Consider the following 13,092-nt stretch of genomic DNA (forward strand, 5'->3'; position numbering starts at 1 on the left):
AGGTTATTTAATACGTAGTTCTGTAAGCGGATAAATAGGAAAAATTTCTAAGCATTTTGTAATGCCAATGCTTTGATAGTTTATTCGTAAAAGTGGTAGACTATTGTTATTCTAAACGTTTTAATGCTTTAAACTTTGTTTTAAGAAAGAGTGCAATCATATGTTGGAATCTAAGGTCAAGGCCTTTCTTAGTCACCAGGGATTCAGATTAGAATCCAAAAAGATTGTCATTGGTGTTTCGGGAGGCCCGGATTCGCTAGCACTGCTTCACTTTTTGCTCGCGGAAAAAGAGAAACAAAACCTTTCCCTAGTTGTAGCCCATGTAGACCATATGTTTCGTGGTCAGGAGTCCTATGAGGATGCGCTGTTCGTCAAAGTATTTTGTGAACAGAATAATCTTCCGTTTGAGATGACTCGCGTCAATGTGCCAGAAATTATCGAAAGCACAGGAAAAAGTTCGCAAATCGCCGCAAGAGATGTAAGGTATGAGTTTTTTTCGAAGATTATGGAAAAGTATCAGTATCGATTTTTAGCCCTTGCACATCATGGTGATGATCAAATCGAAACCATGCTAATGAGATTAACGAGAGGCAGTGCGGGACTGGCTCGAGCGGGTATTCCTTTTTCGAGGCCATTTGAACAGGGAATCATTTTTCGTCCATTTTTAGGATTGGAAAGGGCTGATATTCAGGAATATTGCCTAAATCATAACCTAAGCCCGCGAATAGATCCGAGTAACGAGAAAGGGATCTATAGTAGAAATCGCTTTCGAAAAGAAGTTGTCCCTTTTTTAAAAAAGGAAAATCCACATGTGCATGAACATTTTCAACGGTTTAGCGAGGAATTAAAAAGTGATGAAACCTTTCTTCTGGAGTTAACTGTCCAACGAATGAATACAGTTATGACAAAAAAGGAAGAAAGGGAAATTAGCATTGACATTAAACGCTTTCTTGAAGTGCCTAAACCTTTACAAAGGCGAGGGATTCAACTAATATTAAACTATCTTTACAAAGAAATACCAGCTTCATTATCTGCCGTACATATCGATCAAGTATTTTTCATAATTAATCATCCTCACCCATCAGGTCAACTTGATTTGCCTAATGGTTTAAAAGTTTCCCGTTCCTATCATTCCCTTTCCTTCCAATTTCAACCGATCGAGGTTGAGTCATATTATTTTGAAATGACAGAGCCTGGAACGCTTTTTTTGCCAAATGGCGGGGAAATTAGCAGCAAATATATGGAGGGGGACATTCCAACGGCAAATCCATACACTGCCGTGTTTCATGCAAGCAGTATTAAGTGGCCGATTATCATTCGTTCAAGGAAAATGGGTGATCGGATGACAATTAAGGGAATGCAAGGATCGAAAAAGTTAAAAGCCATATTTATTGATCAGAAAGTACCAGTTTATGATCGAAATATGTGGCCTGTACTCACCGACAAAGAAGGTTCTATTATCTGGCTTCCAGGTTTAAAAAAATCTTTTCTTGAAGGCATAGATTACTCAGCTAAACAATATATACTATTCAAATATCAAAAGTAACGATCTTCTAGGGGGCACATTTAGAATGAAACAGGATATTGAAAAGGTCTTAGTAACAGAAGAAGAGATTCAAATTAAAATCCGGGAGTTAGCTGGACAGTTAACGGAAGAGTATCAGGATCGATTCCCGCTTGCCATAGGTGTTCTAAAAGGTGCAATGCCGTTTATGGCTGATTTATTAAAACGGATGGATTGCTACCTTGAAATGGACTTTATGGATGTTTCCAGCTACGGAACTGGGCTTGTTTCTTCCGGAGAAGTAAAAATCCTCAAGGACCTAGATACATCTGTAGAAGGCAGAGACATTCTAATCATCGAGGATATTATCGATAGCGGTCTAACACTTAGTTATTTGGTTGACCTATTTAAATATCGGAAAGCAAAATCGATCAAGATTGTAACATTGCTCGATAAACCAACAGGTAGAAAAAGTGCAATTAAAGCTGATTATGTTTGTTTTATTGTGCCAGATGAATTTGTTGTTGGATATGGCTTGGATTATATTGAAAAATATCGAAACCTTCCATATATCGGTGTCTTAAAACCTGAAGTATACAGCAATAATCTTTAAGATACTTATTAGCTCATTATTAAAGCAACATATAAAGCTTTAAGCATGAGAGTAATTCCTTGAATTAGTAAGATTTTCTATGATACCATTTAGTATAGTTTGCCTATCGTGGGAGGAGGTAAGAGATGAATCGGATTTTCCGTAATACCATCTTTTATTTATTGATATTTTTAGTCATTATTGGCGTGGTGAGTTTCTTTAATGGAAGCAATGAACAAACAGATCATATTTCATATGATAAGTTTGTAAAGCAATTAGAAAATGGCGAAGTGAAATCATTTTCAATGCAGCCTGAACGAGGCGTTTATGAGGTTCGTGGTGAGTTAGAAGCGAAAAGTAAAAAATTCATAACCTATATTCCAAACAGCGAAAAGATTCTTGACCGAATTGATAAAGCTGATTCTAAAGTGGAAGTAATGCCTGCCAAGGAAACAAGCGGATGGGTGACTTTCTTTACATCGATTATTCCGTTTGTGATTATCTTTATTTTATTTTTCTTCTTACTAAACCAAGCCCAAGGCGGCGGCAGCCGTGTGATGAACTTTGGTAAATCTAAGGCGAAGCTTTATAATGATGATAAGAAAAAGGTTCGTTTTAGAGATGTAGCTGGTGCGGATGAAGAAAAAGCAGAATTAGTTGAAGTGGTGGAATTCTTAAAGGATCCGCGGAAATATGCCGAACTGGGTGCCCGTATTCCAAAAGGAGTGCTTCTAGTAGGCCCTCCAGGTACTGGTAAAACATTGCTTGCTAGAGCAACTGCAGGAGAAGCAGGCGTTCCGTTTTTCTCGATAAGCGGTTCAGATTTCGTTGAAATGTTTGTCGGGGTCGGAGCTTCCCGTGTTCGTGATCTATTTGAAAATGCCAAGAAAAATGCACCTTGTATTATTTTTATTGATGAAATTGATGCAGTTGGACGTCAACGTGGCGCTGGACTAGGCGGCGGACATGATGAACGTGAGCAAACCTTGAACCAATTGCTTGTTGAAATGGATGGTTTTGGGGCAAATGAAGGAATTATCATCATTGCTGCTACAAACCGTGCCGATATTTTGGATCCAGCCCTTTTACGTCCTGGTCGTTTCGACCGACAAATTACCGTGGACCGTCCGGATGTGATCGGACGTGAAGCAGTACTTAAAGTACATGCACGTAATAAACCGTTAGATGAATCTGTAAACTTAAAGAATATTGCCATGCGTACACCAGGCTTTTCAGGTGCTGACTTAGAGAACTTATTGAATGAGGCGGCATTAGTTGCAGCCCGAAGCAGTAAGAAGAAAATCGATATGGAAGATATTGATGAAGCGACCGACCGGGTAATTGCTGGGCCAGCTAAAAAGAGCAGGGTTATTTCCCAAAAGGAACGTAATATCGTTGCATTCCATGAGGGCGGCCATACGGTGATTGGTTTGGTGCTAGATGAAGCCGACATGGTCCACAAAGTTACCATCGTTCCTCGTGGGCAGGCAGGCGGATATGCTGTCATGCTGCCTAGAGAAGATCGTTACTTTATGACGAAGCCTGAGTTGCTTGATAAAATTGTTGGTTTACTCGGTGGTCGTGTAGCGGAAGAGATTGTCTTTGGTGAAGTAAGTACTGGAGCCCACAACGATTTCCAACGCGCTACAGGAATTGCTCGTAAGATGGTAACCGAATACGGTATGAGTGAAAAGCTTGGACCGCTTCAGTTTGGTCAAGGTTCAGGCGGCCAGGTTTTCTTAGGCCGTGACATTCATAATGAGCAAAATTATTCCGATGCAATTGCATATGAAATCGATTTAGAAGTTCAAAGAATCATTAAAGAATGTTATGAACGAGCAAGAGTAATTCTGACAGAAAATCGCGACAAGCTTGACCTAATTGCGAAGACATTACTTGAAGTTGAAACCCTTGTTGCTGAACAAATTAAATATTTAGTTGACCATGGTCATATGCCAGCGCCTAATGTCGCTTTAGAAGCCGTTAAAATCGGTCCGAAAAAAGTAGAAGACGTGAAGGTTAATATCAATACGAAAAAGGATGAGGTTGAGCCGCTTAACCCTCCTAATGAAACAGATAATAAATAAAAGTCGAAAGAGTGCTTCATTGAAGCGCTCTTTTTTTTTATCAAAAAACATATTTATGTTATTATGTTTTCAGTATAGAAGAGAATAATCTGAAAAGTGAGTGATAGATGTGATTTTCGTATTTGATGTAGGGAATACCAATATTGTACTGGGTGTTTATGATCGTGAGGAACTTAAATATCATTGGCGTGTAGAAACAAATAGAAATCGTACGGAAGATGAGTTTGGAATGAACATTAAAGCATTGTTTGATCATGCTGGCCTCTCTTTTTCAGATATTGATGGCATTATTATTTCCTCTGTCGTTCCACCAATTATGTTTGCGCTGGAAAGAATGTGTCAAAAGTATTTTCATGTGAAACCGTTTGTTGTTGGGCCAGGGATTAAAACGGGTTTAAATATTAAATATGAAAATCCAAGAGAAGTTGGGGCGGACCGAATCGTAAATGCTGTTGCCGCTATCCACGAATATGGCAGTCCTTTGATTATTGTCGATTTTGGAACCGCAACAACTTATTGTTATGTGAATGAGGAACGCCAATATATGGGTGGTGCGATTGCCCCGGGAGTGGGTATTTCAACAGAGGCCCTTTATTCGAGAGCTTCAAAATTGCCGAGAATTGAAATAGCCCGCCCTGAAGCGGTAATCGGCAAAAATACCGTGGCGGCGATGCAGGCTGGTATTGTCTACGGGTATGTGGGACAGGTAGAGGGCATCGTAAAGAGGATGATGGAGCAAAGCGAAAAGAAGCCAACGGTCATTGCGACAGGCGGACTAGCTAATTTAATTGCCCAAGAATCAACCATTATTGATATTGTTGATCCATTTTTAACTTTAAAAGGTTTACAGCTTATCTATAAGAGAAACGTGGATATCCTAAGGAATAACAGCTAGAAAGGGGTTAACAAATGAAGGATTATCTTGTAAAAGCACTTGCCTATGATGGCAATATTCGAGCCTATGCCGTTCGTACAACAGAAACAGTAAGTGAGGCACAAAGGCGTCATCAAACCTGGCGGACAGCGTCAGCTGCACTCGGCCGTACGATTACCGCAGGGGTAATGATGGGGGCTATGCTTAAGGGTGAGGATAAATTAACAATTAAAATCAACGGCGGCGGCCCGCTAGGCCCAATTGTTGTGGATAGCAATGCCAAAGGGGAAGTGCGGGGGTATGTAACCAACCCGGAAGTTGATTTTGAATCAACTGAAAATGGCAAGCTTGATGTCCGCCGCGCGGTGGGGACCGAGGGGACGCTTGCGGTTGTCAAGGATGTAGGGCTTCGTGACTTTTTCTCTGGACAGGTTCCATTGGTATCAGGTGAACTAGGAGAAGACTTTACGTATTATTTTGCGACATCGGAGCAAACTCCTTCTTCGGTTGGTGTCGGTGTTTTAGTAAATCCCGATGATAGCATTTTGGCAGCAGGCGGGTTTATTTTTCAATTAATGCCTAGGACACCGGAACCCATCATTTCAAATCTGGAAGAAAGATTAAAAACCATTGAGCCCATTTCCAAATTAATTGAACGAGGTTTAACACCAGAACAAATCCTCGAAGAGCTTTTTGGAAAAGAGCAAGTAAAGGTCTTAGAAACGATGCCAGTGGGCTTTGAATGTAATTGCTCTAAAGAACGCTTTGCTAATGCGATTGTTGGCTTAGGGGCAGCCGAGATCCATGCCATGATTGAAGAAGATGGACAGGCTGAGGCTCATTGTCACTTTTGCAATGAAAAGTACCTCTTTTCGAGCGATGAATTAGAAGAACTGAAAAAGGATGCAAAGTAAGGTGCTTACGCTTTTCTGATTGGGGGAGAGACGTTGGGGAGGAAGCAACTTTGGATGGTTATTGCGGCCCTGATCATGGTTAATTGCCTAACAATCGCCTTTTTTTTATCAAAGGCAAATCTGGCAGGCGGAGGAGTAATGAATGAAGAGGCAGTTGCAACAGTCGGAAAAAAAACAATCCTAAGACAAGAATGGCTGAATGAACTAGAAGCTAGATATGGAAAAGATGTTTTAAAAGAAATGGTCGATCAAAAGGTCATAGAGGAAATGGCAGCGAAATATAAAATTAAAATAAGCAATCAAGATGTTGAACGTGAATATAGAATGCTGCAAGCCACCTATAATTCTTTGAGTAAACAGAGCGTAAAGAATGAAGAGAAGTGGAAGGAACAAATCCGAAGTAACCTCCTTTTAGAGGAACTTTTAACAAAAGATGTCGAGGTTTCAAACGATGAATTAAGTAACTATTATAAAAAAAATGAAGAGCTTTTTCATGTGCCGCCTGCCTTTCATTTATCACATATTGTTGTGAGTACAGAGGAAGAAGCAGACCAGGCTTTACAGGAATTAGCACAAGGTTCGGATTTTTCGACATTAGCGATGGAACGGTCGATCGAGGAATTTTCTGCTAATGAAGGCGGAGATATAGGATACCTTAGTGAGGAAGATGAAAGGTATCCGGTCCAATATATTCAAATAGCTAAGGAATTAAAGAAAGGCGCCCACAGTATGCCGATTAAGGTAGACCAGGGTTATGCAATCATTAAGCTAGAAGGAAAAATAAATGGAAAGAAATATTCCTTTGAAGATGTAAAAGAGCAAATTCGTCGCCAAATTGCTCTAGAACAAATGAAATCCCCAGCTACTGCTTCTACTTTTTGGGATGATGCTAAGGTGGATTGGTTTTACGGTAAAGAGGGAAACTAAAAACACAGATGTTACTTCTGTGTTTTTTCATTCCCAAATTTGAAATATTGTAAAAATGGCGAACAAAACGATTGACAAACTAAGTATAAAACTGGTAAGTTTAATTATATAAATCCAATCAAATTACTCGGAATAGGGGTGCTCTAAATGGTTCGTGTTGCAAATTCAGTTGCCGATTTAGTCGGTCAAACGCCTATTGTTAAATTAAACAGATTAGTAGATGAAAATAGTGCAGAGGTTTATTTGAAACTTGAATATTTTAATCCTGGAAGCAGTGTAAAGGATCGTATCGCTTTAGCTATGATTGAAGCAGCAGAAGAACAAGGTTTAATTAAACCTGGTGTCGATACCATTATTGAGCCTACAAGTGGAAATACTGGAATTGGACTAGCTATGATTGCTGCAGCAAAAGGTTACAAGGCCGTTTTTGTTATGCCTGAAACGATGAGTTTGGAAAGACGGAACCTCCTTCGTGCTTACGGTGCGGAACTTGTGTTAACACCTGGTCCAGCTGGTATGAAGGGTGCTATTGCTAAGGCAGAAGAATTAGTGCAGGAACATGGTTATTTCTTACCGCAGCAATTTAAGAACCAAGCAAATCCTGAAGTTCATAGAAGAACAACAGGTAAAGAAATCGTTGAACAAATGGATCAATTAGATGCATTTGTTTCAGGAATCGGAACTGGAGGAACGATCTCTGGAGCAGGAAGTGTTCTTCGTGAAAAATTCCCTGAAATAAAAATCGTTGCTATTGAACCAACAGATTCACCTGTTCTTTCTGGCGGATCACCTGGCCCGCATAAGCTCCAAGGGCTTGGTGCAGGATTTATTCCAGAAACCCTAAATACTGATATTTATGATGAAGTGATTCAAGTTGGAACGGAAGAAGCATTTGCTGCATCAAGACGTGCAGCTAGAGAAGAAGGAATTCTTGGTGGTATTTCTTCAGGAGCAGCAATCCACGCTGCATTAGAAGTTGCGAAGAAACTTGGAAAAGGTAAAAAGGTTCTAGCAATTATTCCAGATAACGGTGAACGTTATTTAAGTACTGCGCTTTACCAATATGATGCTGAATAATTAGAAACGCGGAAACGTACGTTTAGCGGCGTTTGAATTAGACAATTAAAGAGAGGCGTCGGCTTGCCGATGCTTCTTTTTTTTGTAAACTAATTAAGATTTCATGTATGATAAAAAGAGTGAAAAAAGCCTGTATAGGAGGATTAGGTATGAGAGCAACTCAAGAACAAATCAAATGTGGACCATATACCTTGGATAGTAGTAAAAAAACCATTATTATGGGCATTTTAAATGCAACTCCAGATTCCTTTTCAGATGGCGGCAAATTTAATCATGTTGAAATGGCTGTGGAACGAGCAAAAGAAATGGTCGCAAATGGGGCTGATATCATTGATATCGGCGGTGAATCGACACGGCCTGGCTTTGCAGCGGTTCCCCTCGAGGAAGAACTCAAACGGGTAATGCCGGTAATTGAGGCAATCGCTAAGCATGTCGATGTACCAATCTCGATTGATACGTATAAGGCAGAAGTGGCAAAGCAGGCGATTGAAGCAGGAGCCCATATAATCAATGATGTATGGGGGGCAAAAGCCGATGAAAAAATGGGTCAAATTGCTGCAGACTACGGTGTTCCAATCGTGCTTATGCATAATCGTCATGACCGAAACTATAAGGTCTTCATGAGAGATGTCATTAATGATCTTTATGAAAGTATAACGATTGTTAAAAATGCAGGTGTAACGGATGAAAATATTATCCTCGACCCTGGTATCGGTTTTGCGAGAGATTACCAAGAAAATCTGCTAACTATGCAGAATTTAGATACATTTGTTAAACTAGGCTATCCAGTATTATTAGGGACATCCAGAAAAACAGTGATTGGACAGGCATTAGATCTTCCTGTTCACGAAAGAATGGAAGGTACAGGAGCAACGATTTGTTATGGAATCCAAAAGGGCTGCCACATAATACGTGTTCACGATGTCAAGGAAATGAGCAGGATGGCAAAAATGATGGATGCCCTAATGGGAAAGGGTGAACTGATTGGATAAAATTTATGTCAATCGAATGGAGTTTTACGGCTACCATGGTGTTTTCCCGGAAGAGACTCGGCTGGGACAGCGATTTGAGGTTGATTTATCCGTTTCCCTTGATTTAAAAAAAGCAGGCGAAACAGATGAACTGGAGCACTCAGTAAATTATGCTGAGTTATACCAAGTATGTAAGGAAATAATCGAGGGGCAGCCGTATAAGTTAGTCGAAGCTGTTGCAGAAAGCATTGCTTCAAACGTCCTGATGGGGTTTCCACTTGTATCCGAGGTTACAGTAACCGTGATTAAGCCAAATCCGCCGATTTCAGGCCATTACAGGTCTGTTGCAGTAGAAATTACAAGGAGAAGATAAAAGTGGAAAACACAGCATTTATTGCCCTTGGCTCGAATCTAGGAAACCGATATGATAATTTAACGAGTGCAATCAAAAAATTAACAAGCTATTCTGATCTTCATTTGGTAAATTACTCCTCTATTTACGAAACAGATCCGGTTGGCTATGAAGACCAAGACTTATTTTTGAATATGATAATTGAGATTCAGACGGCATTAAGTCCAATGGAATTGCTGGATTTATGCTTAAAAATCGAATTGGAACTTGGGAGAAAAAGGGAAATAAAGTGGGGTCCGCGAACAATAGACCTTGACATTCTTACATTTAACCAAGAAAATATTGAAAGCGAGAAGCTCATAGTTCCACATCCGAGGATGTTAGAACGGGCTTTTGTAATTATTCCACTTTTAGAGATAATTCACGACAGTCCATTTTTAAAGATAAATAAATTGCTTGAATCATCGTTAGAAGAATTACCTGATAAAGAAGGAGTCCGAATATGGAAGCGGAAAAATGGGGAAGACGGATTCGTGCCTATCGGAAGCTAAAGGGCTTTACACAAGAAGGCTTTTCGAAGGAACTAGGTGTATCTGTATCGATTTTAGGAGAGATTGAAAGAGGAAATCGCCTGCCTGCAGTTGACCTGCTTGAGAGAATTGCGGATTCATTAAAAATAAGTATAGATGATTTAACGCCTAAGGAATAAGTTCATCAAAGAATAGGAGGTAGTTTCCTGTTGAAAATTGGCGATATTGAAATGAAGAATCCAGTGGTTTTAGCTCCAATGGCTGGGGTATGTAACTCTGCATTCCGTCTAACGGTGAAAGAGTTCGGTGCTGGTTTAGTTTGTGCAGAGATGGTAAGCGATAAAGGTATCGTTTATAAAAACGAAAAAACAATGAATATGCTCTACATCGATGAGCGTGAAAAACCGCTTAGTTTGCAAATTTTTGGCGGCAAAAGGGAAACACTTGTCGAAGCAGCCAAATTTGTTGATAAGAATACGAATGCTGATATTATCGATATTAATATGGGCTGCCCTGTTCCAAAAATCACTAAATGTGATGCGGGGGCAAAATGGCTTCTTGATCCAAATAAAATCTACGAGATGGTTTCTGCGGTAGTTGCGGAAGTGGAAAAGCCTGTTACCGTGAAAATGCGGATGGGTTGGGATGAACAGCATATTTTTGCTGTTAAAAATGCCCAAGCAGTCGAACGCGCAGGAGGTAAAGCTGTGTCGCTTCATGGCCGAACGCGTGTTCAAATGTATGAAGGAAAAGCTAACTGGGATATCATCCGTGAAGTAAAGCAAAACCTTAACATTCCGTTGATTGGGAATGGGGACGTCCAGACACCACAGGATGCCAAACGAATGATCGAGGAAACTGGTGTGGACGGAGTCATGATTGGAAGAGCTGCATTAGGAGATCCATGGATGATTTATCGTACCGTACAATATTTAGAATCTGGGATATTAATGCCTCAACCAACTGTTAGAGAAAAGATTGATGTATGTATTCTTCATCTTGACCGTTTAATTGCTCTGAAAAATGAAAATATTGCGGTTCGCGAAATGCGCAAGCATGCTGCTTGGTATTTAAAAGGGGTCCGCGGCAACGCTAAAGTTCGTAATGCCATTAATGAGTGTGAAACAAGAGATCACTTAGTGACATTATTAAACGACTTAGTGTTAGAAGTTGAGAAAAAAGAACAAAGTCAGTTGATTGTAGGGTAAATTTGTCACTTAAAGTGTCTTTTTCTATACTAATTGGATGCTGCCAGTGAAATAACTGGCAGTTTTTATTTTATTAAGATCTTTTTTGATGTCTGAAACTATAAGTTTGTGTAAAATAATAAAGTATGTAGAAAAATGGATGGATTAATAAAAGCATTTTACATAATAAATGATTATTGGAGTGGATTTTATGAGTCAGGAAGATTTAAATGACCAATTAAGGGTCAGACGTGAAAAAATGAACACCATGCGCGAAAATGGTCTTGATCCATTTGGTAAGCGTTTTGACCGTTCACACAATACAAATGAATTGATTGAGCAATATGGAGAATTAGAAAAAGAAGACATCGAAGCAAAAAACCTTTCCGTTTCTTTAGCAGGCCGAATTATGACGAAGCGTGGAAAAGGTAAAGCAGGTTTTGCGCATGTTCAAGATTTAACGGGTCAAATTCAAGTATATGTTCGTCAGGATGCTATTGGTGAAGAGAGTTACAAACTATTTGATACCGCTGACCTAGGGGATATTATTGGGGTAACTGGAACATTATTTAAAACAAAGGTGGGCGAGCTATCCGTAAAGGTAGAAAACTTTGTGTTCTTAACAAAGGCATTGCGTCCGCTGCCTGATAAGTTCCATGGACTTAAAGATGTAGAACAGCGCTACCGTCAGCGTTATTTGGATTTAATTATGAGCCAAGAAAGTAAGGCAACATTTATTGCGAGAAGCCGTATTATTCAATCGATGCGTCGTTATTTAGATGACCATGGTTATTTAGAAGTTGAAACACCTATGATGCATTCTATCGCTGGGGGTGCGTCCGCACGTCCGTTCATTACGCATCATAATGCTCTCGATATGCCGTTGTTTATGAGGATTGCCATTGAGCTTCACTTAAAGCGGTTAATTGTCGGGGGTCTGGAAAAGGTTTATGAAATTGGTCGTGTATTCCGGAATGAAGGGGTCTCTACCCGTCATAACCCAGAATTCACAATGATTGAACTTTACGAAGCCTACGCAGATTATCGCGATATCATGAGTCTTACTGAGAATTTAATCGCCCACATTGCTCAAGAAGTAGTTGGTTCCACTACAATTCAATATGGGGAATATGAAGTAGACCTTAAACCGGAATGGAAAAGACTTCACATGGTTGATGCCATCAAAGAATACACGGGTGCAGATTTCTGGAAAGAGATGAGTGTGGAAGAGGCTCGTGAACTTGCTAAAGAACATGGTGTCGAAATTAATAACAACATGCTTTATGGTCACATTGTTAATGAATTCTTTGAGCAAAAAGTAGAGGAAAAGTTAATCCAGCCTACGTTTATTTACGGCCATCCAGTAGAAATTTCGCCGCTTGCGAAGAAAAATGATGAGGATCCGCGATTTACAGATCGTTTTGAATTATTTATTGTAGCGCGTGAACATGCAAACGCGTTTACAGAGCTTAATGATCCGATTGATCAAAGAGAACGTTTCGAAGCGCAATTAAAGGAACGCGAACAAGGGAATGACGAAGCCCATATGATGGATGATGACTTCGTTGAAGCGCTGGAGTATGGTATGCCGCCTACTGGAGGATTAGGAATTGGAATAGACCGCATAGTTATGCTGCTGACTAATTCACCATCTATCCGCGACGTACTGTTATTCCCGTTAATGCGTCATAAGTAATATCTTTAAAAAGTGCCGGTGCCACTGGCACTTTTTTTATTGCCTCTAGCCGTGAAGAGTTAGAATATTTTTACTTTGTAATTTTATATAAAAAAAATAATAAATACTATTGCACTAGGTCTTTAATGGTGGTATATTAATATCTGTTGCTGCGAGGCAGTGATGGCAAGATAAAAGAAATAAAAAAAGTTATTGACTTCACATTGATAACTTGGTAAGATTATAAAGTCGCTTTTAGGCGATAGAGAAAATTGATCTTTGAAAACTAAACAAACAAAATCGTGCAAACAAACAAAAATTTTAGTTTCAATTAAGAAACTAAGCCAACGTAACAAAATGAGCTAATCAACTTTCTTGGAGAGTTTGATCCTGGCTCAGGAC

13 protein-coding genes are annotated in these 13,092 nt (G+C 39.7%); all 13 read left to right on the plus strand.

Features of this window, described 5'->3' with window-relative positions; genetic code table 11:
* Window positions 1-160 precede the first annotated feature (160 nt).
* Complete coding sequence (gene tilS, locus J7E67_RS03235) at window positions 161-1,546, plus strand: tRNA lysidine(34) synthetase TilS (RefSeq protein WP_214717302.1); 1,386 nt, start codon at window positions 161-163, stop codon at window positions 1,544-1,546.
* Window positions 1,547-1,571: 25 nt separating this feature from the next.
* Complete coding sequence (gene hpt / locus J7E67_RS03240) at window positions 1,572-2,117, plus strand: hypoxanthine phosphoribosyltransferase (RefSeq protein WP_214717301.1); 546 nt, start codon at window positions 1,572-1,574, stop codon at window positions 2,115-2,117.
* Between the two features lie 125 nt (window positions 2,118-2,242).
* Window positions 2,243-4,183: an ATP-dependent zinc metalloprotease FtsH gene (ftsH, locus tag J7E67_RS03245; RefSeq protein WP_214717300.1), complete on the plus strand. Its 1,941-nt coding sequence runs from the start codon at window positions 2,243-2,245 to the stop codon at window positions 4,181-4,183.
* Between the two features lie 109 nt (window positions 4,184-4,292).
* Window positions 4,293-5,078, plus strand: coding sequence for a type III pantothenate kinase (locus J7E67_RS03250; RefSeq protein WP_214717299.1), 786 nt, complete (start codon window positions 4,293-4,295; stop codon window positions 5,076-5,078).
* A gap of 14 nt (window positions 5,079-5,092) precedes the next feature.
* Entirely contained in the window at window positions 5,093-5,971 is an 879-nt protein-coding gene (gene hslO / locus J7E67_RS03255) for an Hsp33 family molecular chaperone HslO (RefSeq protein WP_214731002.1), read from the plus strand.
* Window positions 5,972-6,004: 33 nt separating this feature from the next.
* Window positions 6,005-6,898, plus strand: a complete 894-nt coding sequence (locus J7E67_RS03260) for a peptidyl-prolyl cis-trans isomerase (protein ID WP_214731005.1) — start codon at window positions 6,005-6,007, stop codon at window positions 6,896-6,898.
* Between the two features lie 147 nt (window positions 6,899-7,045).
* Window positions 7,046-7,975, plus strand: coding sequence for a cysteine synthase A (gene cysK / locus J7E67_RS03265; protein WP_214717296.1), 930 nt, complete (start codon window positions 7,046-7,048; stop codon window positions 7,973-7,975).
* A 149-nt stretch (window positions 7,976-8,124) separates the two neighbouring features.
* Entirely contained in the window at window positions 8,125-8,967 is an 843-nt protein-coding gene (folP, locus tag J7E67_RS03270) for a dihydropteroate synthase (RefSeq protein WP_214717295.1), read from the plus strand.
* A complete protein-coding gene (gene folB / locus J7E67_RS03275) occupies window positions 8,960-9,319 on the plus strand; it encodes a dihydroneopterin aldolase (protein ID WP_214717294.1) in 360 nt (119 codons plus the stop codon). The genes folP and folB overlap by 8 nt, the downstream gene beginning before the upstream one ends.
* A gap of 2 nt (window positions 9,320-9,321) precedes the next feature.
* Entirely contained in the window at window positions 9,322-9,849 is a 528-nt protein-coding gene (gene folK, locus J7E67_RS03280; RefSeq protein ID WP_214717293.1) for a 2-amino-4-hydroxy-6-hydroxymethyldihydropteridine diphosphokinase, read from the plus strand.
* Window positions 9,801-10,007 (plus strand): helix-turn-helix domain-containing protein, encoded by a 207-nt coding sequence (locus J7E67_RS03285; protein ID WP_214717292.1) that lies wholly within the window; start codon window positions 9,801-9,803, stop codon window positions 10,005-10,007. The genes folK and J7E67_RS03285 overlap by 49 nt, the downstream gene beginning before the upstream one ends.
* Before the next feature lie 27 nt (window positions 10,008-10,034).
* On the plus strand, window positions 10,035-11,036 hold the full coding sequence (gene dusB / locus J7E67_RS03290; RefSeq protein WP_214731006.1) for a tRNA dihydrouridine synthase DusB: 1,002 nt from the start codon (window positions 10,035-10,037) through the stop codon (window positions 11,034-11,036).
* Window positions 11,037-11,226: 190 nt separating this feature from the next.
* Complete coding sequence (gene lysS, locus J7E67_RS03295; RefSeq protein WP_214717291.1) at window positions 11,227-12,711, plus strand: lysine--tRNA ligase; 1,485 nt, start codon at window positions 11,227-11,229, stop codon at window positions 12,709-12,711.
* The last annotated feature ends 381 nt before the right edge of the window (window positions 12,712-13,092 follow it).

The sequence above is a fragment of the Bacillus sp. ISL-46 genome (assembly GCF_018613205.1).